Here is a 21109-nt window from a genome sequence, read left to right as displayed (position 1 = left end):
CGGCAGTCTGGCTTTTCCCGTCTGAAGAGGGCCTTTTGATGATGCAAGCGGGTACTGTCCACTACCGTCCCTGGCCGATTACCAGCGATGCCATGCAGTGTATGGCGGAGATGGAAGAACGGATTCGCAGTTTCAACCACGATCTGCCTGACCCTGGGTTGCTGCATCATTACCTCAAGCTCGGCCAGAGTCTGGCTGAGGAAGCCGCCGAGCTGAATCTCAACCAGCTGCAGGAGTGCTGGCTGCGCCGTACCTACGACACCCTGTTTGAAACCATCGTTGATAGCCTGACGCCGTCTCACTGGCGCGGCTGCTGCCTTGATCATCTCTATCAGCCGCTGTTCGCCCTCAAGCGCTTTTATCGTCACAGCCCGCAGGGCCAGCAGAAAATCAACGCTCTTTGTTATGAGCTGGCGATTACCAGTCGGTACTGTCTGAACACCCACTAACAGGCTGATCGGGTTGTGATCAGCAACCCGGAGCAGCAAAGACTGCTGTACGACTTTTCATCATGCCTTCGCAGTGTTCCCCCTGCGGAGGATGGCAATAATCAAGGAATCCACCATGTCTACCCGTATTGAAAAAGACAGCATGGGCGAATTGCAGGTGCCTGCCGATGCGCTCTACGGCGCCCAGACCCAGCGCGCCATCAATAACTTTCCGGTCAGCGGCATGCCGATGCCGAAGGCTTTTGTGCACGCGCTGATCGTAGTCAAACGCGCCGCGGCACGGGCCAATGTGAAGATGAACCTGCTGTCGGCAGAGATGGGGGCGGCCATTGTCGATGCCTGCAACCACCTGCTGGAAAGCGACTATATGCGCCACTTTCCGGTGGATATTTTCCAGACCGGCTCAGGCACCAGTTCCAATATGAATGCCAACGAGGTCATCGCCCGGCTGGCCAGCCAGCAGAGTGATCTCAAGATTGGCGCCAATGATCACGTCAATTACGGCCAGAGCAGTAACGACGTGATCCCGACCACGCTGCATGTCAGTGCCGCGCTGTTGCTGGAGCAGAAACTGCTGCCAGCGCTGGCCTACCTGCAGGAAGCCATTGATGCCAAGGCCCAGGCGGTTGATGGCTACACCAAAACCGGCCGCACCCACCTGATGGATGCCATGCCGGTGCGCATGAGCCAGTGCCTGTCGGCCTGGTCAACCCAGATCGCGCAGAACATCACCAATCTCAAGGTACTGCAGCCACAGCTACAGGCGCTGGCACAGGGCGGCACGGCGGTCGGCACCGGCATCAACACCGACCCGGGCTTTGCCGCTGCGTTTGCCCGACAGCTGAGTGAAGACACGGCGGTGCGCTTTACTCCGCACAGTAACTTCTTCACCGCTCTGAGTACGCAGGATACGGCCGTGGCGGTGTCCGGCCAGCTGAAGACCACCGCGGTATCGCTGATGAAGATTGCCAATGACCTGCGCTGGATGAACTCCGGGCCGCTGGCCGGACTGGGTGAGATTGAGCTGGAAGCATTGCAGCCCGGCTCTTCCATCATGCCCGGCAAGGTCAATCCGGTGATTCCCGAAGCGGCAGCGATGGTCGCGGCTCAGGTGATCGGTAACGATGCGGCCATCACCATTGCCGGTCAGTCTGGTAACTTCGAGCTGAACGTGATGCTGCCGCTGGTCGCGCAGAACCTGCTGCAAAGTCTGGAGCTGCTGGCCAATATCAGCCCGCTGCTGGCTGATAAGGCCATCACCAGTTTTGTGGTCCGCGACGACAAGCTGAAGGAAGCGCTGGACAAGAATCCGATTCTGGTGACCGCGCTCAACCCGATCATCGGTTATATGAAAGCGGCAGAAGTGGCCAAGAAAGCCTACAAACAGGGCCGTGCCATTATCGATGTGGCCGAAGAGGAAACCGATTTGTCCCGTGAGGAGCTGCAGAAGCTGTTGGATCCGCATCAGCTGACACTGGGCGGGGTGGCGGAGTAACGGCGTATTGCCGTGACGATCAGCTGCACCGCGCAGCGATAAAAGCCCGCCACGGCATACCGCCACGGCATACCGCCGTGGCGTTTTTTGATGGCGCTGCAGGCCGGTAAGCAGCGGGGCTATTGCGGTCAGCGACAGCCATCACCGATAGTATCCCTCCCGTCAATGTGCCAGCAGAGGATGCTATGGAACTGAACATTACCGTTGTTGATGCCTTTACTGATCGTCTGTTCAAGGGCAATCCCGCCGCTGTCCTGCTGCTGGAGGAGTGGCTGGATGAAGCGCTGATGCAGTCCATCGCCGCCGAGAACAACCTGTCCGAAACTGCCTTCGTCAAACGTCTGGCCGATGATCATTTCCATATCCGCTGGTTTTCGCCGGTGGACGAGGTGGCTTTCTGTGGCCATGCCACGCTGGCCTCGGCCTATGTGATCTTCAGTGAACAGCCACAGCTGAGCCGTATCCGGGTGTATGCCGCTGCGGTGGGTGAGCTGATCGTCAGCCGTCAGGACAACGGCTACCTGCAAATGTCCTTTCCTCAGCGCCCGCCGGTCGCACTGGATCAGGCACCCGCCGCGCTGCTGGCGATGCTGTCGGTGGCCCCCAGAGCGGTGTTGCGCAGTGAGCAGGCTTACTTTGCCATCTATGACGATGAGGCCGAAATCCGCAACATGAGCTATGACCGTCAGCAGCTGGCGGCGCTGGCACCTTACGATGTGGTAATTACGGCGCCCGGTAAGGAGTATGACTTCGTTTGCCGGTACTTCTGGCCGGATACCGGTGAAGACCCGGTGACCGGGTCTATCTATGCAGGGCTGGCGCCATACTGGTCGGCGCTACTGAACAAGACCGAGCTGACCGCCTGTCAGGCCTCCCGCCGTGGCGGAGTATTGCATTGCCGGGTGGCTGAAGGCCGGGTGTTTGTTTCCGGTCAGGCGGTGCGCTATCTGCGCGGCGTGATCGAGGTGTAGGGCACGTTGACCTGTTCTGCCAGTACGAAAGGCAGGATGAATTTTACTTGTTTGAATTTTCGTACGTCTAAACGTACGCTTTTGCGGATCAACAGTGGTTGCTGACATGATAGTGGAGGTCTTATGCAAACCCTGACAGCGAGTGAAGCTCGCGCCAATTTATATCGCCTGCTGGATCAGGCTGCAGAGAGCCATGAGCCGATTACTATTGCCGGGAAACGGAACTCTGCGGTGCTGTTGTCCGCTGAGGACTGGGCAGCGATTCAGGAGACGCTGTATTTGCTGGCCGTTCCCGGTATGCGTGAAAGCATCAAGGCCGGTATGGAGGAGACTCCTGAAGAATGTGCCAGGGAGCTGGACTGGTGACATGGCAGGTGGTGTTTGCAAAGCAAGCACAGAAGGATGCGCAGAAGCTGGCTGCGGCGGGCCTGAAGGAAAAGGCCAAAGAGTTATTGCAGGTACTGGCTGCCAATCCTTATCAGAACCCGCCTCCTTACGAAAAACTGGTGGGTGATCTGGCGGGCGCCTACTCACGCCGGATTAATATTCAACATCGTCTGGTCTATCAGGTGCTGACCGAGGACAGGATCGTCAAGGTGCTGCGTATGTGGACTCACTATGAATAGCGTGGCGATGCCGTGAATGATCTGGCCAGTGCCTGCTGGCACTGGCCGGTTGTGTCTTTATCTGTCAGCCAGACGCTGGCTCAGCCATTTCTCCGCTTCCACCAGCAGATACACCGCCACGCCTGCGGCCAGGGTTTCCGGCCACAGGCTGAGGGGCATGGCTACGGTGCCGAACAGGGTTTGCATCAGCGGCAGATAGGTGAACAGCAGCTGCACCACGATCAGTACGCCAATACTCAGCAGGACATAGGGATTACCGGTCCAGCTGCGCCATGACAGGGTGGACTGCTGCAGTGAGCGGCAGTTGAGCAGGTAGGTCGCCTCACCTGCCACCAGCGCATTGACGGCGACGGTGCGCGCCAGCGCCAGATCGTTGTACTGGTGCAGGGCCAGCTGGAACAGCAGCAGACTGGCAGTGGCCAGCAGTACCGATACCAGCGTCACCCGCCAGATCAGGAAGCGGTTCAGCAGGGTTTCGCCAGCTGGTCGCGGCGGTCGCTGCATCAGCCCTGCCTCACTCTGCTCGAAGGCCAGCGCCAGTGACAGGGTGACGGCGGTGATCATGTTGACCCAGAGAATCTGTACCGGCGTCATCGGCAGGGTGATGCCGAGCAGGATGGCGGCAATCAGCACCAGCGCTTCACCGCCATTGGTCGGCAGAATGAATACCAGTGCCTTGCGCAGGTTGTCATAGACGGTACGACCTTCCACCACCGCATCGCGGATGGAGCTGAAGTTGTCGTCAGCCAGCACCATCTCTGCCGCTTCCTTGGCCGCTTCGGTGCCTTTCAGGCCCATGGCCACACCGACATCGGCCCGCTTCAGCGCCGGAGCATCGTTGACGCCGTCGCCGGTCATGGCGACGATCCGGCCCTTCGCCTGCAATGCCTGAATCAGCCGCAGCTTGTGTTCCGGGCTGGCGCGGGCCACTACCCGGGTATCGTCGATCAGTTTTTCCAGCTCGGCATCGCTGAGCTGATCCAGCATGCTGCCGGTCAGTACCTGATGTTCATCCCCCAGCTGCAACTCGCTGCCGATGGCAAAGGCGGTGCTGGCGTGATCGCCGGTGATCATCACCACGCGGATACCGGCCGCATGGCATTCCGCCACGGCTTTGCGCACTTCCTCGCGCAGCGGATCAGCAATGCCCACCAGCCCCAGCAGGGTCAGTCCGGTCAGATGGCCGTGATCCAGTTCGGCTTTGGGGTGATCTTCCGGCAAGGGTTTTTCGGCGATGGCCAGCACCCGCTGACCCCGGGCGGCCAGCCGTTCCACCGCGCGCTTCCAGCTGTCCGTATCCAGAGCCTGATGACCCTGGCTGCTGCGCACCTGTGAGCACATGGCCAGCACCCGTTCCGGCGCCCCCTTGACCAGCAGTCGCGGCAGCAGCACGGCTTCACTTAGGTCGTCATCCTGACTGCGCGGGTGATGCAGGGTGGCCATGTAGCGGTGTTCGGATTCAAACGGGATCTCATTGGTGCGCGGGTGCAGCGCCAGACAGTCGCCATGTTCCCAGCCGGCCTTGGCCGCCAGTGCCAGCAGGGCGCCTTCGGTGGGGTCGCCATGCAGGCGCCAGGGAGCGGCACTGGTGTCAAAGCGGGCATCGTTGCAGAGCAGCGCCGCCAGTGCCAGATGCTGCACTTCCAGCAGCTGGGTGGCGCTGAGGGGCTGGCCGTTAAGGCTGAATTCCCCTTCGCCCTGATAGCCCAGGCCCGACACGTCTATCTGACCTTCCTGCAGGCAGACACTCTGTACGGTCATCTCGTTACGGGTCAGGGTGCCGGTCTTGTCGGAGCAGATCACCGAGACGGCACCGAGGGTTTCCACGGCCGGCAGACGACGGATGATGGCATTGCGCAGGGCCATGCGCTGCACACCGATGGCCAGGGTAATGGTGATGATGGCAGGCAGACCTTCAGGAATGGCGGCCACGGCCAGACCGACGCTGGACATGAACAGCTCGCTCAGGGGGTAATCACGCCAGAGCCAGCCGAACAGGAACACCAGCAGGGTGATGGCCAGAATGGCCAGGGTCAGGGTGCGGCCCAGTTGCGCCATCTGCCGGGTCAGGGGCGTGGAGAGGGTTTCCACATCACGCAGCAGGGTGCCGATCTGCCCAAGCTCAGTGTGGTCGCCGGTGCTGACCACCACCCCTCGGGCGCGGCCCTGTGTAATCAGCGTACCGGCGAACAGCATGGAGCTGCGCTCGGCCAGCGGCGCCAGTGGCTCTACCGGGTGCGCCTGCTTGCTGACGCTGTTGGCTTCCCCGGTCAGCGCGCTCTCCTGTGCCCGCAGATTGATGGCATCGAGCAGACGAATGTCGGCAGGCACCTTGTCACCGGATTCCAGCAGCACGATATCGCCCGGCACCAGCTGTTCGGCATCAACGGATTCGCGCTGACCACCGCGCAGCACCGCCGTGGTGATATGCAGCAGGGTGCGGATCGACGCCAGTGCCTTTTCGGCCTTGCCTTCCTGCAGCAGCCCAAACAGCGCATTGATCAGCACTACCGCGAAGATCACCGAGCCATCAATCCAGTGGCCGAGGCCGACACTGACCACCGCAGCGGCCAGCAGCACATAGATCAGCACGTTGTGAAACTGCAGCAGGAAGCGTTTGAACATGGAGTCGGTAGCGGGCGGCGTCAGCACATTGGCGCCGTATTGCTGCAACCGTTCGGCGGCATCGCTGTGGCCCAGCCCACTGCGCTGGCTGTGCAGCTGTTGCAGTGCCGTATCGGCATCCAGTGCATGCCAGAGCGGCTGGCCGCTGGCACCGGTAACGGACGATGGCGGGGCGGCGGTGATGCCTGCCTGGGGGCGGGGTTTGCTGATGGTCTCCATGGGCTCCTCACTGGCTTGACAGGCTCCCTCTGTTACCCCTTGCCCTGATCTGCTGTGTACCCCCGACAGGGATGATGCCGGGTATGGACGGGGCGCGGGATTGTGAACAGCTTCTGGGAAGTGCCGGGACAGCTGCCTGCTGAACGGTTGCTGTGTATTAGCTTAGACGAATATCAGATAGTTATTGTGCAGCTGCGTAAAAGGCTACGTTGCCCTTACTGCCAGCATGTTGATCTGGGTCAGGCATCTTGGCCTTCAAGTCCCAAAGGTACACAGAGTGGTTGGCTTGAGCGCGATTTTCAGAAGGGCTACTCTTACGGCCCCCGCTTCTGGATGTGAAAGGGAACGACGTTTTTACTGTTCAAGGAGGGCGAAATGCCAAGAACAATTGAATACATGATTGGGGGTGGGGCAGATAAGAGTGATGCCCTGACGACAGTGGTGGCCCCAACCCGTTTGGTAGAGCGTGAAGTAATGCCTATCAGGAAGGCTAAGAATCCGGGTGTTTCAGCGCTGTACTATGGCCATGAAGACTATCCGGTGATTCTGGCCAGTATTCAGGCTGATTTAAAACTGGGCGACATAGTGAATATTACGGGGCATAGCTGGGGAGGAGGGGCTGCCATTCGCCTTGCTCAGGCACTGAAGGTACAGGGCAAGAGTGTCAATGTGCTGATTACACTGGACCCGGTGTCACTTTTGCCATTGACCAGCAATGTGGCGGCCAAGACATGGGTCAATGTCTATCAACGACAAAGCTTTATTGATGCTGTTGCTACGGTGCCGGTGGTGGGCAACGCGGTGGCAGGTGTCGCTTCTGCACTGTCCATCCCCTTTTCTAATACAGATTTTGACGACACCGTGGCAACAGTGGGAGGGCAACTGGGTTACCAAAACAAGGCCAGCATTAACCAAGCCTGCGACCTTCACCATGGCCAAGCGGGTCTGATGTACCGATTAGCACTGGAGACACTAAAGCAGAATGGCAAGGCGGATCACTGATGAAAGGGTTGATAGCAATCATTGCCCCTATGATTCTGGCAGGGTGCTCCTCGCAGATAAGAGTCGAGCCTGTCCGATTAGAGCCTGCCACTCTGGTAATCAATGATCGGTGCGGCAAACCCATTATTCCGCAAGGTGACTATTTGCACGTCACCTTGAGGTTGTTGGATAACGTCGATGTTTCCGGTCGATCAGTGCAAATTGATAACTTTCTGGATGTATCCGCTACATCGCCAGAACAAAGCTCTGGTGGGGGATTTGTAGGCTATCGAGACAGTACGGGCGTGTTACGAGGGTGGGTTGTTGATCGTGAAAGATCAATTGAACTGGCCGCAGGCTCTACGGTGGAGGCTTTTGTTGCCAAGGATTTGATCTGGGATAACACGAATGATGGTACCAGTAGCCAGCGTCGCGTGGCATTGAGCAGTAAAGAGTATGAGCAGTTACGCCTGCAACTACGGGCTGTTCTGTATATGCGCGGTGCGGCGGTCAGTAATGAAGTGGTTATTCCCAGAGAAACAATCGTCAAAGGTCTTGCAGACGCTAAGCAGCATGTCGTTATGGCTTCAGACATGACGTGTGAGCCAGAGGCTATACCAACCGAGTGATGTCACTCTTTTAAGCCAGAGAGCATCTGTGCTCTCTGGCTTGTCTCTCCCACAGGTAATCGGTTACTTGCTACAGCACGTATATGGGCTATCCTTGACCGGCGCTTACCAGCGTTCACGTTCGCGAAAAGGGCTGCGCCCGGTTGATAACCTCTTCACTTCCATACGATTTCTGGCCTGAAGGGCGGACACAGGCATAATGCAGCAAGGCTGCAGGAGGAGTCGTATGTCTGATACTGAGCGTCCGTCTGTGAGTGATACAGCGGCACCGTCGCCTTACCAGCGTACTTGGTTCAACGGGCGGCTGAATCTGGAACAGCAGAAGAAGCGCGCCAGAGAGTTACTGCGGGCCTATCATCAGGATCAGGCGCCCGCGGTGCAGCGTTTTCAACAGCATCACCCGCGCTACGATCATGGCTTTTATCCACAGCTGGCGGATGCCCAGTGGGTGATTGCCCGCGAGAACGGCTTTGCCAGCTGGGCGCGGATGAAAACGCATATCGAGCAGCTGGCCCATCAGCCTGACACTGCGCCTGATGGTCGCCATACCCTGCATCTGCGCTGTGGCGAGGACATTCGCCAGAGTCTGCAGCTGGCCGGTTTTATCGGTGATTTCCAGCAGTTTGCCGACCCCTTCTGTCAGGGGCCACTGGCCGATCTGCCGTTACCTGAGTTTATCCACAACCGCGCCCGCTTTATCGCCTCGGCCTATGAGCTGGAGCCGGCTGATGCCCTCGCGCGTCTGCAGGGTGAATATGCCGTGTTGCAGCGGCTGGAAGACTATCAGCAGGTGGTGTTGTGGTTTGAACACGACAGCTACGACCAGCTGATTCTGGCCTTCTTGCTGGACCAGCTGTTGCGGCTGCAACCAAAGGTGCAGCTGGAGCTGATCTGTGTTGAGCAGGTGCCGGGGGTGCCGGATTTTATCGGGCTGGGGCAGCTGACACCGGAGCTGTTGACCTGGCTGTGGCACAACCAGCGGGTGCCGCTGGGCCGTGCGCACCTGCAGCTGGGGCGACAGGTATGGCGGGCGTTGTGCCAGCCTGATCCGGCCGCGTTGCAGGCCCTTGCCGCCGCAGAAACGCCGCCGATCTTGCCCATGCAACGCGCCCTGCAACGCCATCTGCGGGAGTTACCCTCCGGCTTCAATGGTCTGGGGCTGACCCAGCACCTGGCACTGCAGGCCATGGCAGACTATGGCGCCGATACCGTGGGCCGGGTGTTTGCGGTGCTGATGCGACAGCTCGAACCGCTGCCGTTTCTGGGTGATCTGATGTTCTGGCATCTGCTCCGGAAGCTGCAGCAGAGCCGTGAGCCGTTGTTTGTGCTGGAGCCGGGCAAGGGCGACCCTGAGCGAGGCTGGCCCAGTTACCCCATCTTTCTGACCGAGACCGGCGTTGCCGTACTGCGTGGCAAACGCGATTTTCGTGAGCTGTTCTACGGTGAGCGCTGGGTGGGTGGTATCTGCATCAAAGGGCAGGTGCGCTGACCGGTTCGCTGTCTGCTCTGACAGCAACTTTTTTCCTCTCTTTACTCTGCGCCGTGTTGTGGTGATCACCGCAGCACGGCTGCCCCATTACGGCCCCCTGCCGGGCGTTACTCCCCAATTCGGGGCATAGGCGATTGTCCGCAACCTCTCCCAATGCACCTGATACATAACGCCAGATGCCTGATATCACGGGGCTTTTGGCCAATTTCAAGATTTCTGACTACTTGGTTAGTTTTTTGCTTGGCAGGGAGCAGTGATTACTTAACTGTCAGGAATGCTCCCTATGCAAGCACTCAACATTGTTGTCGCAGGCGCGGGCATGGGTGGATTAACCGCCGCCCTTGCCCTGCAGAAAGCCGGTCACCGGGTCCATGTCTATGAGCGGGTGGCGGAACTGGCGCCGGTTGGCGCGGCGATCTCCATCTGGTCCAACGGCGTGAAGATTCTCAATGCGCTGGGGCTGAAGGAGCAGATTGAGGCGGTCAGCGGTGATATGCGCAGCATGAGTTATCAGGACCAGCAGGGGCAGACCCTGACCCGCTTCAGCCTGGAGCCGCTGTATCAGCAGGTGCAGCAACCGGCACGACCGATTGCCCGCGCGCTGCTGCAGGAGCTGCTGCTGGAGGCTGTCGGCAGGGAGCACATCACCCTCGGTGTCAGTTGTGAGCAGGTAGCGCAGGATGCCAAGGGTATAGATGTCACCCTGAGCACGGGCGACACCGTGCGCGCTGATCTGCTGGTGGCAGCCGATGGCACTCATTCACGTCTGCGCACCGAGGTGGCCGGGTTCGACAGCGAACGGGAATACCGTGGCTATGTGAACTGGAATGGCCGGGTGCCGGTGTCGGCCGATCTGGCCGATGCCCACGAATGGAAGCAGTTTGTCGGTGAGCACAAGCGGGTATCGCTGATGCCCATGGGCAATGACGAATTCTATTTCTTCTTCGACGTGCCGCTGCCCAAGGGCACGGCTAACCAGCGCAACCACTATCGCGATGAGCTGCGTCAGCACTTTGCGGGCTGGGCGGAACCGGTGCAGACGCTGATTGAGCGTATTGACCCTGAGCGGGTCGCGCGGGTGGAAATTCACGATGTTGACCCGCTCGACAAGCTGGTCAAGGGGCGGCTGGTGCTGCTGGGTGATGCGGCCCACTCCATGACGCCGGATCTGGGGCAGGGCGGTTGTCAGGCCATGGAAGATGCCTGGGTGCTGATGAACTGTCTGGAACAGTACGCCGGGGATGTTCCGGCAGCTCTTGCGCAGTATGAGGCGCAGCGTCTGGAGCGGGTGGCCGGTATCGTGCTGCGCGCGCGCAAGCGCTGCGACACCACCCACGGTACGGACCCGGTCAAGACGCAGGAATGGTATGACGAGCTGGCGCAGGAAAGCGGCGTCAATATTCTCGCCGGTCTGCGGCAGACGATTGAAGGCAGCCCGCTGCAGTAACAATGTGGTCACGACTGGCGTGTGTCGGGAGTGCAGTGGCGGTGTTGCTGCGCTTTCTTAATCTTCGTCAGCTGACGGCGTGCAGCTCGATACGTAACTGCTGTTGCAGGAGCGGGTCGCTGAGGACGTCGGCCAGGGTGTACTGGTCGAGTACCTGCAGAAAGGCCTGCTGTGCCTGCATCAGCACCCCCTTCAGCTTGCAGCGGCCGGTGAGGGTGCACTGCCTGCCTTCACAGTCGATGATCGACATGTCTTCTTCCATCAGCGCCACTACCTTGCCCAGCCGAATCTGATCGGCCGCCATGGCCAGCTGCATGCCGCCGTAGATTCCCCGGGTGGTGTGCAGATAGCCCAGTGAGGAGAGGCGGTGGACCACTTTACGCAGATGTTCTTTGGAGATGTGGAAGAAGTCGGCAATTGCGCCGATGGTGCTCAGGTTCTCACCCTGCATGCCCACATACAGCAATGTGCGCAGCGACAGGTCGGTAAAGCTTTTTAACTGCATGTCAGCTCAACCCTGAATTAGGTGGGAGGGGTCAGTGTCCCCGCCGTCTGATTCTAACAGGCTGGCTGATCACGATGGGTACAAATTTGCCCCCGTTGGCGACAGTACGGGCCGCTTTCTCAGTGATCTTTCGAATTTCAGTGATCTCTGGAATAAAACAGGGCCAGATCATCAGGAATACTGTCGTCACCGGCTTTGGCTTCGTACAGCAGCAGGCCGCCATCCACTGCCATGCCTTCCACACCGTCGCCACTGAAGCGACCGTTTTCATCGCAACTGAGCTGATAGTGTCTGACGTCTTCTTCTTCACCGGCTTCCAGTGTCCAGCGGGTCAGGGTGTTGTTCTGCGGATCGATGCTGACTTCCAGCAGGGTATCGCCCAGCTCCACCGAATACTGGGCATACACCAGATCGGGGCTGGGGTGGTACAGCCGTGGCTCGAAGGTCTCGGTGCCATCCAGCACCGGCAGCGACATCAGCGTGGTGATCTGTGCCTGACATTGCGGCGCAGCGCCGTCATCGGCCTGCACCAGCGTGCAGCCGGCGGCCAGCAGTCCGCCTGACAGCAAGGCACCCAGCCGTTTGCTGCGGCGTGCAGTGGAAGCGGTATGTAAGCGTGGGAAATCCATTTTCCTGGCAACCTGAGAGTGAAGAAGCCCTCTATTGAAAGCGAGGTCGCCGCTAGCGGCAATCCCCGGCGATAAAAATAGTTTCTGTTGCCAAGCAGCATTTTCGATGCAGATACACGTCAGTTAGTGACGTATACACGCTGCTTTATCTCCAGTGCTGCTTGCACTCTGATCGTGCGCGGTATCGCCTGTCGCCGTCAGTTGCAGTGCACAACCGCACTGTGCCAACCGCTGCAAACAGAGGTAAATCCTGCAAATACAGAGGCTTAGCCACTGTGGCCCGGATCTTGTATTCAAGTTTGTGTAGCAACTGATGTACGTCACAACCCGCATGGCTGATGGTCAGCCAGACGGGCAGTACTCTTGGCAGATGGAACTGCCTGACAATTTGATTCAGCAATGGATCGCTAGGGTTCCGGTCTTCGGGAGAAGACGGCTGGTCCGAGAGCGGTCGACCTTCGCAGAAGGTTACACGGCGGGAGAAAAGCCCGGGAGGTTCGATTGGCGGTGAAGCCAAGAGTACTCCGGATATTCCATGTGTAATCCCAACGGGAGGTCAGCCATGAAGCGACTCACAGCACTGTTTGTTTCCACCGCCCTTGCCGCTGTTTGCAGCGCGCCCTTGTTATCCTCATCTGCTCAGGCCGACACCAAGAAAGACTTCAATGTCTGCTGGTCCATCTATGTGGGCTGGATGCCCTGGGGCTATATGAAGGACCACGGCATCATCAAGAAATGGGCCGACAAGTACGGCATCAGCATTGATGTCACCCAGATCAACGACTACGTCGAGTCCATCAATCAGTACACCGCCGGTGGTTTTGATGCCTGTGCCATGACCAACATGGATGCCCTGACCATTCCGGCCGCCGGTGGCGTCGACAGCACCGCCCTGATCGTCGGTGACTTCTCCAACGGTAATGACGGTGTGGTGCTGAAGGGCAAGGACAAGCTCACTGACATCAAGGGCCAGAACGTCAATCTGGTTGAGCTGAGCGTGTCGCACTATCTGCTGGCGCGGGCGCTGGAAACGGTTGGCATGAAGGAATCAGACGTCACCGTGGTCAACACCTCCGATGCCGACATGGTCGCGGCCTACAGCACGCCGGACGTGACGGCGACTGTCACCTGGAACCCGCTGCTGAGCACCATCACGCAGATGCCTGACAGCCATCTGGTATTTGATTCTTCCAAGATCCCCGGCGAAATCATCGACCTGATGGTCGCCAATACCCAGACCCTCAAGGACAACCCCGATTTTGGCAAGGCGCTGGTCGGTGCCTGGTATGAAACCATGGCCCTGATGAGTGACCCCGGCCCCGACGGTCAGGCCGCCCGCGAAGCCATGGCCACCGCCTCCGGCACCGATCTGTTTGGTTTTGAAAGCCAGCTGGAAACCACCCGCATGTTCTACACCCCGCAGGCAGCACTGGGGCTGACCCGCGATGCCGAGCTGAAGGCCACCATGCAGCATGTGGCGGAGTTCTCCTACGAGCACGGCCTGCTTGGCGATGGCGCGCCCAATGCCGGTTTTATCGGGGTGGAAACACCGACGGGCATCTACGGCAGCGACAGTAACGTCAAGCTGCGCTTCGACCCAACCTATATGCAGATGGCAGCGGATAAGCAGCTGTAAGAGCGTGTTCACGATCTGTTGCGCTCAGGCCATACGGCGTTGAAAAGACCTGCGGAGTGCTCGCTACCCTTTATCACGGGTAAAGGGCGCATCCTCAGTGCTTTTCGCCCGGTCTGGCACGGGCGAGATCGTGAATACGTTGTGAAGACGAGCGGGGGTGGCGGATAAGCCACCGGCATGGCTCCCGGTAAAGGGCAGCCCTGCTCCCGCCACCTGCTGCGCAACGGAGACTCTCCATGAAACGTATGATCAACCTGCGGCCTGACCGGTCCTGGCGGATGATGCTGACCCTGCTGCCTTTTGCCTTGCTGCTGCTGGTCTACATCCTCAGTTCCGATGCGCGGCTGGCGCTCAACCCCAATGACAAGCTGCTGCCCAGCTTTGCCCAGTTCGCCAGCACCATGCAGCAGATGGTGTTCGAGCCGAGCAAGCGCACTGGCGAACTGCTGTTCTGGCAGGACACCTTCAGCAGTCTGCAGCGTCTGGGGCTGGGGATACTGATTGCCGCCACGCTGGGGCTGGTGATCGGTCTGCTGACCGGCGCGCTGCCGCTGGTGAGTGCGGCCTTTTCACCGTTGCTGACGGTGGTGTCGCTGATCCCGCCGATGGCGCTGCTGCCGATCCTGTTTATTGTGTTCGGCCTCGGCGAGCTGTCGAAAGTGGTGCTGATCGTGATCGGCATCTTCCCCTTTATCGCCCGCGATATTCAGAAACGTGCGCAGGAAATCCCCGCCGAACAGCTGGTCAAGTCGCAAACCCTCGGTGCCGCGACACCAGCCATCCTGCTGCGCGTGCTGCTGCCGCAACTGATGCCACGGCTGATCGACGCGGTGCGCCTGTCGCTGGGAGCGGGCTGGTTGTTCCTGATTGCTGCCGAGGCTATCGCCTCCACCGACGGGCTGGGCTATCGCATCTTTCTGGTACGCCGCTATCTGTCGATGGATGTGATTCTGCCCTATGTGGCCTGGATCACCCTGCTGGCCTTTCTGGTGGACTGGCTGCTGGCCTGGGCCAATCGCCGTCTTTATCCCTGGTATCACCAAGGAGGCCTGTGATGCTGCAGATCAATAACCTGTGGAAGTCCTATGGCGATCAGATTGTGCTGGAGCGCATCCATACTGAGGTGCAGGCCGGTGACTTTGTCACCATGGTGGGCGCCTCCGGCTGTGGCAAAAGTACCTTCCTGAAAATGCTGCTGGGCACCGAAGTACCGAGCAAGGGCCAGATTCTGCTCGATGGCCAGCCGCTGGCCGCCGAGCCGGATGCAGACCGTGGCATTGTGTTCCAGCAGTACTCGGTGTTTCCCCACCTGAGCGTGCTCGACAACGTCATCATCGCCTGTGCCTTCTCGCAAAGCCCGTGGACCGGCTGGCTGGGGCGCACCCGCAAGGCCGCAGCGCGGCAGGCGGCGGAGGCGATGCTCGACAAGGTCGGGCTGAGCCATGCCTTGCAGCGCTACCCTCATGAACTGTCGGGCGGCATGAAACAGCGTCTGGCCATTGCTCAGGCACTGATGCTGAAGCCCCGCATCCTGTTGCTGGACGAACCCTTCGGTGCCCTCGACCCCGGTATCCGTGCCGATATGCACGAGCTGGTGCTGGGGCTGTGGCGAGAGCACCAGCTGACGGTGTTCATGGTCACCCACGATCTCAAGGAAGCCTTCTATCTGGGCACCCGTCTGTGGGTGTTCGACAAGGTACGCCACGATCCGCAGGCCCCCCATCGTTATGGCGCCAGCCTCACCTACGACCTCGACATTAACCGCAAGCGTGGCAGCGATCTGCAGGGCGCTGCGCTGCTCAAGGATATTCAGGCCCGCACCGCGCCCACTGTGGCGCTGGCGGGCTGATCACTGTTTCGGAGATATACCATGAATGCCGTCTGCTCCTCCACCCATGCCGATGTGCTCAGTCTGGACCACTACCGTACCGAACTGCGTACCGGTCAGCACTGGTCGTTGACCATGCGCCGTGGCACCCAGATGACCCTGACCGATCTGACCGGCGGCGCCAATGTCGCCATGTTGATGCATAACCCGTTCAACCTGCTGGAGCGCTACAACGCCCCGGATACGCTGAAATGCCAGCACACCTTCAAGCTGACCCGTGGCAACTGCCTGTATTCCGATATGGGGCGCATCTTCTGCTCCATCACCGCCGACAGTTTCGGCTGGCACGACAGTGTCTGCGGCAACAGCCATGCCGAGCAGGTGGCCGCACAGTGGGGGCGCCGAGACTATCAGAAAGTGCGCAACGACTGGCATCAGAACGGCTACGACGCCTTTCTGGTGGAGCTGGCCAAGTACGGCCTGAGCCGTGCTGATCTGGCCGCCAATCTCAATCTGTTCAGCAAGGTGATCAGTGATGAGGCCGGTAATCTGGCGCTGGATGCGAGCGCTGACAGCCGCGACTGTCAGGTCACCCTGCGCTTCGAGATGGATACCCTGGTGCTGCTGCACACTTGCCCGCATCCGCTGGACCGCCGCGCCGAGTATCCCCAGGCGCAGGTGCAGATCGATATCAGCCGGGCAGCAGCACTGACCGCCGATGATTACTGCCTCAACTTCCGCCCGGAAAACCGCCGTGGTTTTCACAACAACGCGCTCTATCACTTCACCAATCCCGGCTATTACGCCGTGCCCAGTGCTCAGTAAGGAGACAGGCTCATGATCAAGCACAGTGAACGTCAGCCCGAGCTGTCACTGCACCGCCAGGTAGTGGGTGCCGGTGATTATTACTTCGATGTGATCCGGGCCGGGCAGGTCTTTCGCATCCTCGATCTGGAGGGGAATCAGGCCGCCGACACCCTGTTCTACAACGCCGCTGACCCCAGCGAGCATTACAGCTTTACCGACACCATCCGTGAGCAGGGCAACCTCTATCTGACCGCGGGCAGCGTGCTGCGCTCCAATGAAGGCCGGCCGATGCTGGAAATGCTCGCCGATACCTGCGGCCGCCATGACACCCTCGGTGGCGCCTGTGCCAGCGAGAGTAATACCGTGCGTTACGACCTGGAGAAACGCTGTATGCACTCCTGCCGTGACAGCTGGATGCTGGCCATTGCCGAGCACCCGGAGTTCGGGCTGGGCAAGACCGACATCACCCACAACATCAATTTCTTCATGAATGTGCCGGTGACGGCGGCGGGCGGGCTGACCTTCGAGGATGGCATTTCGGCGGCGGGCAAGTACGTGGAGCTGAAGGCGCTGATGGATGTGATCGTGCTGATTTCCAACTGTCCGCAGCTGAACAACCCCTGCAATGGTTATAACCCGACTCCCATCGAGGTTATGACCTGGGAGAAGTAGCGGGGCAGGGCTGGCTGCGGGCTAAAGGCTACCCCTCTCCCCCAGCCCCTCTCCCGCAAGGGGCGAGGGGAGCCTGTTTCGTGTTCAGGCTGGGCTCGGTACCGTCCTTCTCCCGCGAGGGGAGTCTGTTCAGTGTTCAGGCTGATAGATCGGGGTATGGCTGATCGTTCAGCGCAGAAAGTAGTCAGGCCGGGCACTGTGCCGTCCCTCTCCCCTTGTGGGAGAGGGATTCAGGGAGAGGGGGGTCTCACAGCAACGGTGTGGCCTCCAGCCAGATGCACGTAACTCAATAACAGTTTCACCTCTTCAGTGGACGACCACTGTCGTAACAGCGCTACGGGACGGCCCGTCAAGGTCACTGCCATGTTCAACAAGGTTCTGATTGCCAACCGCGGGGCCATCGCGACCCGCATCATCCGTACCCTGCGCCGGCTGGGGGTGACGTCCGTGGCGGTGTATGCCCAGAGTGACGCCCATTCCCTCCATGTCAGTCAGGCCGATGAAGCCTACTGTCTGGGTGAAGGTGGCGCTGCTGACACCTATCTGGATGCCAGCAAGCTGATTGCCATTGCCCGCCAGTGTGGTGCTGAGGCGATTCATCCCGGTTATGGCTTCCTGTCGGAAAATGCCGACTTTGTGCGCCGCTGCGAGCAGGCAGGTATTGCCTTTGTCGGCCCGACCCCGGAACAGATGGAAGACTTCGGCCTCAAGCATCGTGCCCGTGAACTGGCGCAGCAGGCAGAGGTGCCGATGTCACCTGGCTCTGGCCTGCTGCAGTCACTGGCGCAGGCGCAGCAGGCCGCGCTAGAGATCGGCTACCCGGTGATGCTGAAAAGCACTGCAGGCGGCGGCGGGATTGGTATGCAGCTGTGTCAGGACAGCCAGCAGCTGGAGGCGGCCTATGCCAGCGTCAAACGGCTGGGCGCCAATAACTTTGCCAACGACGGCGTCTTTCTGGAGAAGTTTATCGCCCGTGCCCGGCATATCGAGGTGCAGGTGTTTGGTGATGGGCAGGGCAAGGCGCTGGCGCTGGGGGAGCGCGACTGCTCCAGTCAGCGACGCAATCAGAAAGTGGTGGAGGAATGCCCGGCGCCGCACCTCAGTGACGCTGTGCGTAAGGAACTGCACCGCACCGCCGAGCGGCTGCTGGCACAGGTCGGCTATCGCAATGCCGGGACGGTGGAGTTTATCTATGACGCCGATACCGACGCTTTCTACTTCCTTGAAGTGAATACCCGGCTGCAGGTGGAGCACGGGGTGACCGAGCAGGTCTACGGTGTCGATCTGGTGGAGTGGATGCTGCGTCTGGCCAGTGGGGAAGCGCTGGCTCTTGATGACCAGCGCACCGCGCTGCGCCCCCACGGCCATGCCATGCAGGTACGTATCTACGCGGAAGACCCCAGCCGCGACTTCCAGCCCTGTGCCGGGCTGCTGAGCCGGGTCCGTTTTCCTGAGGCTGAGCAGCTGCGTATCGACCACTGGCTGGAAAGCGGGATTGAAGTGCCGCCCTATTTTGACCCCATGCTGGCCAAGGTGATTGTGCACGGTGACGACCGGCCCTCGGCATTGCAACGCCTGCAACAGACGCTGGCGGAGATCGAGCTGTACGGCATCGAGACCAATCTGGGCTATCTGCAGGCGCTGCTGGCCGATGACACCCTGCAGCAGGGGCTGGTGACGACGCGCTATCTCAACAGTTTCCGCTGGCAGCCCGCGCGTATTGAGGTGTTGCAGGGCGGCACGCAAACCACCGTGCAGGACTATCCCGGTCGCAGTGGACACTGGGATGTGGGCGTGCCCCCGTCCGGGCCGTTCGACTCCCTGTCATTCCGCCTTGCCAACCGTTTGCTCGGCAATGCTGAGGATGCCGCCGGGCTGGAGATCACCCTGCAGGGGCCGACCCTGAAATTCACCACCACCACCCGGATCGTGATTGGTGGCGCTGCCATGACTGCCAGTCTGGACGGCAGCACCGTACCCATGTGGCAGGTGCTGGAAGTCGCTGCCGGTCAGCAGCTGCAACTGGGGCGCATCAGCGATGCCGGTGCCCGGGCTTATCTGGCGGTGGCTGGCGGTATTCAGTGCCCTGCCTATCTGGGGTCGCGTTCGACCTTCACTCTGGGGCAGTTCGGCGGCCATAACGGCCGTGCGTTGCGTACCGGCGATACTCTGGCGTTGCCGTCTGCCGTGCCGCAGGCCGCGCTCAGTGGTGCCTGCCTGCCCGCCGCTCTGCTCCCGGCCATGGGGCGTGACTGGCAACTGCGGGTGATTTATGGCCCCCATGGCGCGCCGGACTTTTTCACTGACGCGGATATCGACAGCTTTTTCAGCACGGACTGGGAAGTGCATTACAACTCCAGCCGCACCGGTGTACGCCTGATTGGCCCGAAACCCCAATGGGCACGGCCGGATGGCGGTGAGGCCGGGATGCACCCGTCGAACATTCATGACAACGCCTACGCCTGGGGCACGGTCGATTTCACCGGCGACATGCCAGTGATTCTTGGTCCTGATGGCCCGTCGCTCGGCGGCTTTGTCTGTCCGGCAACGGTCATTCAGGCTGACCTGTGGAAGCTGGGCCAGCTGCGTGCCGGTGACCGCCTGCGCTTTGTGCCCGTCAGTCTGGACAGCGCGGTGACACTGGAGCGCCAGCAGTTGCAGAGTCTGGCCACGCTGGAGGCACAACCGGGCAGTGACAGCGACGGGCAGCCGTGCCCGCCCGTCAGCCCCATTCTGCAGACGCTGCCTGCCAGTCAGTACGGCGAGGAGGTGGTGTATCGGGCGGCCGGTGACCATTTCCTGCTGGTGGAATACGGCCCTTTGCAGCTGGATATTCGTCTGCGTTTTCGCGCCCATGCGCTGATGCAGTGGCTGCAGGCTCATCCGCTGCCCGGTCTGCGTGAGCTGACCCCCGGCATTCGCTCGCTGCAGGTGCATTACGACAGCCAGCAGCTCAGCCGTCAGCAGCTGCTGACTCATCTGCAGCTGGCCGAACAGACACTGGCCAGCCAGCTGGATGCGCTGACCGTGCCCTCGCGCATTGTCTACCTGCCGCTGAGCTGGAACGACGCCGCCTGCCAGCAGGCAATCGAGAAATACATGCAGTCGGTGCGTGCCAACGCCCCCTGGTGCCCGAGTAATCTGGAGTTTATCCGCCGTATCAATGGCCTCGACAGCATTGAGGAGGTCAAGCGTATCGTGTTCGAGGCCTCCTATCTGGTGATGGGGCTGGGGGATGTGTATCTCGGTGCGCCGGTGGCCACCCCGGTCGATCCCCGTCACCGGCTGGTCACCACCAAATACAATCCGGCCCGTACCTGGACCGCCGAAAACTCGGTGGGTATTGGCGGCTCCTACCTCTGCGTCTATGGCATGGAAGGGCCGGGCGGTTACCAGTTTGTCGGCCGTACCCTGCAGATGTGGAACCGTTACCGCCAGACCCGTGAGTTTGCCAGACCCTGGCTGCTGCGCTTTTTCGATCAGATTCGCTTCTATGAAGTCAGCGCCGATGAGCTGCTGCGCATTCGTGAAGACTTCCCCCGTGGCAATTATCCGCTGCGCATCGAGGACGGGCAGTTCAGTCTGGCCAGCTATCAGGCGTTTATCGATGAGCAGCAGCCATCCATCACCCGTTTCACCCGGCAGCGCGAGGCGGCTTTCGCCGAAGAGCTGCAGCGCTGGCATGCCAGTGGTCAGTTCAATTACGAAGCAGAGTCGGTCGAGGCCGAAGCAGAGCAGGCCAGCTGGCCGGAGCATGCCACCGTGGTCGACAGCCCGGTCTCCGGCAGTGTCTGGCAGGCGGATGTGGCAGTGGGCGACAAGGTGACGTTGGGCCAGCCATTGCTGATTCTGGAGTCGATGAAAATGGAAATCCCGGTGTTCGCCACCTGTGCTGGAACCGTCACGCAGCTGCTGGTCAAACCCGCAGGGAGGGTTAATGCCGGACAGGTGCTGGTAGTGATTGAGTGATATAGATGGCTGAGGGGATGAGATAAGGGGCTGCGGCCCCTTTTTCATTCATCTGTCTGATATGGGAGCAGGATATTTATTGTCTTTTGAATATCGGCTTATGCCTGTCAGGTGTCATTTCAATGGCTGTCT

Annotated in this window: 18 protein-coding genes and 1 riboswitch; of the genes, 15 read left to right on the top strand and 3 right to left on the bottom strand. The window is 60.1% G+C overall.

The features are described 5' to 3' along the window. Positions 1 to 38: 38 nt before the first annotated feature. The 5 genes from WH50_RS10950 to WH50_RS10930 all read left to right on the top strand — a co-directional run bounded on the left by WH50_RS10950 (position 39) and on the right by WH50_RS10930 (position 3541). Positions 39 to 449, top strand: a complete 411-nt coding sequence (locus tag WH50_RS10950; protein ID WP_110187333.1) for a hypothetical protein — start codon at positions 39 to 41, stop codon at positions 447 to 449. A gap of 115 nt (positions 450 to 564) precedes the next feature. Beyond that, entirely contained in the window at positions 565 to 1944 is a 1380-nt protein-coding gene (locus WH50_RS10945; protein ID WP_110187332.1) for a class II fumarate hydratase, read from the top strand. 185 nt (positions 1945 to 2129) lie between these two features. Further along, positions 2130 to 2915: a PhzF family phenazine biosynthesis protein gene (locus tag WH50_RS10940; protein ID WP_110187331.1), complete on the top strand. Its 786-nt coding sequence runs from the start codon at positions 2130 to 2132 to the stop codon at positions 2913 to 2915. A 123-nt stretch (positions 2916 to 3038) separates the two neighbouring features. Further along, positions 3039 to 3281: a type II toxin-antitoxin system Phd/YefM family antitoxin gene (locus WH50_RS10935; protein ID WP_110187330.1), complete on the top strand. Its 243-nt coding sequence runs from the start codon at positions 3039 to 3041 to the stop codon at positions 3279 to 3281. Beyond that, positions 3278 to 3541: a Txe/YoeB family addiction module toxin gene (locus tag WH50_RS10930; RefSeq protein WP_110187329.1), complete on the top strand. Its 264-nt coding sequence runs from the start codon at positions 3278 to 3280 to the stop codon at positions 3539 to 3541. The genes WH50_RS10935 and WH50_RS10930 overlap by 4 nt, the downstream gene beginning before the upstream one ends. Before the next feature lie 57 nt (positions 3542 to 3598). Here the strand turns inward: WH50_RS10930 and WH50_RS10925 are convergent, their stop codons facing one another. Beyond that, positions 3599 to 6385 (bottom strand): cation-transporting P-type ATPase, encoded by a 2787-nt coding sequence (locus WH50_RS10925; RefSeq protein ID WP_110187328.1) that lies wholly within the window; start codon positions 6383 to 6385, stop codon positions 3599 to 3601. Positions 6386 to 6760: 375 nt separating this feature from the next. Between WH50_RS10925 and WH50_RS10920 the strand changes: the two genes are divergently transcribed. The 4 genes from WH50_RS10920 (at position 6761) to hpxO (ending at position 10931) form a co-directional block, all read left to right on the top strand. After that, the gene (locus WH50_RS10920) at positions 6761 to 7387 is read left to right on the top strand and encodes a hypothetical protein (protein WP_133251303.1); all 627 of its coding nucleotides are present in this window, start codon (positions 6761 to 6763) and stop codon (positions 7385 to 7387) included. Further along, positions 7387 to 7995, top strand: a complete 609-nt coding sequence (locus tag WH50_RS10915; RefSeq protein ID WP_110187326.1) for a hypothetical protein — start codon at positions 7387 to 7389, stop codon at positions 7993 to 7995. Before WH50_RS10920 ends, WH50_RS10915 begins: the two co-directional genes overlap by 1 nt. Positions 7996 to 8221: 226 nt before the next feature. Further along, a complete protein-coding gene (locus WH50_RS10910) occupies positions 8222 to 9484 on the top strand; it encodes a DUF1835 domain-containing protein (RefSeq protein WP_110187325.1) in 1263 nt (420 codons plus the stop codon). A 283-nt stretch (positions 9485 to 9767) separates the two neighbouring features. Further along, positions 9768 to 10931 carry an FAD-dependent urate hydroxylase HpxO gene (gene hpxO, locus WH50_RS10905; RefSeq protein ID WP_110187324.1) on the top strand — a complete coding sequence of 388 codons (1164 nt, stop codon included), beginning with the start codon at positions 9768 to 9770 and terminating at the stop codon, positions 10929 to 10931. 67 nt (positions 10932 to 10998) lie between these two features. Here hpxO and WH50_RS10900 read toward each other — a convergent pair whose 3' ends face one another. Together WH50_RS10900 and WH50_RS10895 are read right to left on the bottom strand one after the other, a co-directional pair. Continuing rightward, complete coding sequence (locus WH50_RS10900) at positions 10999 to 11436, bottom strand: Rrf2 family transcriptional regulator (RefSeq protein WP_110187323.1); 438 nt, start codon at positions 11434 to 11436, stop codon at positions 10999 to 11001. Between the two features lie 137 nt (positions 11437 to 11573). Next, positions 11574 to 12065, bottom strand: a complete 492-nt coding sequence (locus tag WH50_RS10895) for a hypothetical protein (RefSeq protein ID WP_110187322.1) — start codon at positions 12063 to 12065, stop codon at positions 11574 to 11576. 396 nt (positions 12066 to 12461) lie between these two features. After that, positions 12462 to 12562, top strand: a riboswitch (guanidine-I (ykkC/yxkD leader). A gap of 65 nt (positions 12563 to 12627) precedes the next feature. Between WH50_RS10895 and WH50_RS10885 the strand changes: the two genes are divergently transcribed. The 6 genes from WH50_RS10885 (at position 12628) to uca (ending at position 20977) form a co-directional block, all read left to right on the top strand. Continuing rightward, complete coding sequence (locus WH50_RS10885) at positions 12628 to 13701, top strand: putative urea ABC transporter substrate-binding protein (RefSeq protein ID WP_110187321.1); 1074 nt, start codon at positions 12628 to 12630, stop codon at positions 13699 to 13701. Positions 13702 to 13937: 236 nt separating this feature from the next. After that, positions 13938 to 14756, top strand: coding sequence for an ABC transporter permease (locus WH50_RS10880; RefSeq protein WP_110187320.1), 819 nt, complete (start codon positions 13938 to 13940; stop codon positions 14754 to 14756). Next, positions 14756 to 15550, top strand: coding sequence for an ABC transporter ATP-binding protein (locus tag WH50_RS10875; RefSeq protein WP_110187319.1), 795 nt, complete (start codon positions 14756 to 14758; stop codon positions 15548 to 15550). The genes WH50_RS10880 and WH50_RS10875 overlap by 1 nt, the downstream gene beginning before the upstream one ends. A 21-nt stretch (positions 15551 to 15571) precedes the next feature. Then, positions 15572 to 16354, top strand: a complete 783-nt coding sequence (locus WH50_RS10870; protein ID WP_110187318.1) for an urea amidolyase associated protein UAAP1 — start codon at positions 15572 to 15574, stop codon at positions 16352 to 16354. Between the two features lie 12 nt (positions 16355 to 16366). Next, positions 16367 to 17008: an urea amidolyase associated protein UAAP2 gene (locus WH50_RS10865; protein ID WP_110187317.1), complete on the top strand. Its 642-nt coding sequence runs from the start codon at positions 16367 to 16369 to the stop codon at positions 17006 to 17008. Positions 17009 to 17371: 363 nt separating this feature from the next. Continuing rightward, positions 17372 to 20977, top strand: a complete 3606-nt coding sequence (uca, locus tag WH50_RS10860; protein WP_110187316.1) for an urea carboxylase — start codon at positions 17372 to 17374, stop codon at positions 20975 to 20977. Positions 20978 to 21109 lie beyond the last annotated feature (132 nt).

Origin of the sequence: Pokkaliibacter plantistimulans, from assembly GCF_003194385.1 — a bacterium.
GTDB classification, from domain to species: Bacteria; Pseudomonadota; Gammaproteobacteria; order Pseudomonadales; family Balneatricaceae; genus Pokkaliibacter; species Pokkaliibacter plantistimulans.
The sequence above is the reverse complement of the archived record's forward strand: the minus strand, read 5'-3'. Positions and strand labels throughout refer to the sequence as shown.

Excerpts from the sequence above, each read along its gene's own strand:
- WH50_RS10915 (WP_110187326.1), top strand. The coding sequence starts at position 7,387 with ATGAAAGGGTTGATAGCAATCATTGCCCCTATGATTCTGGCAGGGTGC.
- WH50_RS10945 (WP_110187332.1), top strand. The coding sequence starts at position 565 with ATGTCTACCCGTATTGAAAAAGACAGCATGGGCGAATTGCAGGTGCCT.
- WH50_RS10865 (WP_110187317.1), top strand. The coding sequence starts at position 16,367 with ATGATCAAGCACAGTGAACGTCAGCCCGAGCTGTCACTGCACCGCCAG.
- hpxO (WP_110187324.1), top strand. The coding sequence starts at position 9,768 with ATGCAAGCACTCAACATTGTTGTCGCAGGCGCGGGCATGGGTGGATTA.
- WH50_RS10940 (WP_110187331.1), top strand. The coding sequence starts at position 2,130 with ATGGAACTGAACATTACCGTTGTTGATGCCTTTACTGATCGTCTGTTC.
- WH50_RS10900 (WP_110187323.1), bottom strand. The coding sequence starts at position 11,436 with ATGCAGTTAAAAAGCTTTACCGACCTGTCGCTGCGCACATTGCTGTAT.
- WH50_RS10870 (WP_110187318.1), top strand. The coding sequence starts at position 15,572 with ATGAATGCCGTCTGCTCCTCCACCCATGCCGATGTGCTCAGTCTGGAC.
- WH50_RS10950 (WP_110187333.1), top strand. The coding sequence starts at position 39 with ATGATGCAAGCGGGTACTGTCCACTACCGTCCCTGGCCGATTACCAGC.
- uca (WP_110187316.1), top strand. The coding sequence starts at position 17,372 with ATGTTCAACAAGGTTCTGATTGCCAACCGCGGGGCCATCGCGACCCGC.
- WH50_RS10895 (WP_110187322.1), bottom strand. The coding sequence starts at position 12,065 with ATGGATTTCCCACGCTTACATACCGCTTCCACTGCACGCCGCAGCAAA.
- WH50_RS10920 (WP_133251303.1), top strand. The coding sequence starts at position 6,761 with ATGCCAAGAACAATTGAATACATGATTGGGGGTGGGGCAGATAAGAGT.
- WH50_RS10925 (WP_110187328.1), bottom strand. The coding sequence starts at position 6,385 with ATGGAGACCATCAGCAAACCCCGCCCCCAGGCAGGCATCACCGCCGCC.
- WH50_RS10910 (WP_110187325.1), top strand. The coding sequence starts at position 8,222 with ATGTCTGATACTGAGCGTCCGTCTGTGAGTGATACAGCGGCACCGTCG.
- WH50_RS10885 (WP_110187321.1), top strand. The coding sequence starts at position 12,628 with ATGAAGCGACTCACAGCACTGTTTGTTTCCACCGCCCTTGCCGCTGTT.
- WH50_RS10875 (WP_110187319.1), top strand. The coding sequence starts at position 14,756 with ATGCTGCAGATCAATAACCTGTGGAAGTCCTATGGCGATCAGATTGTG.
- WH50_RS10880 (WP_110187320.1), top strand. The coding sequence starts at position 13,938 with ATGAAACGTATGATCAACCTGCGGCCTGACCGGTCCTGGCGGATGATG.
- WH50_RS10935 (WP_110187330.1), top strand. The coding sequence starts at position 3,039 with ATGCAAACCCTGACAGCGAGTGAAGCTCGCGCCAATTTATATCGCCTG.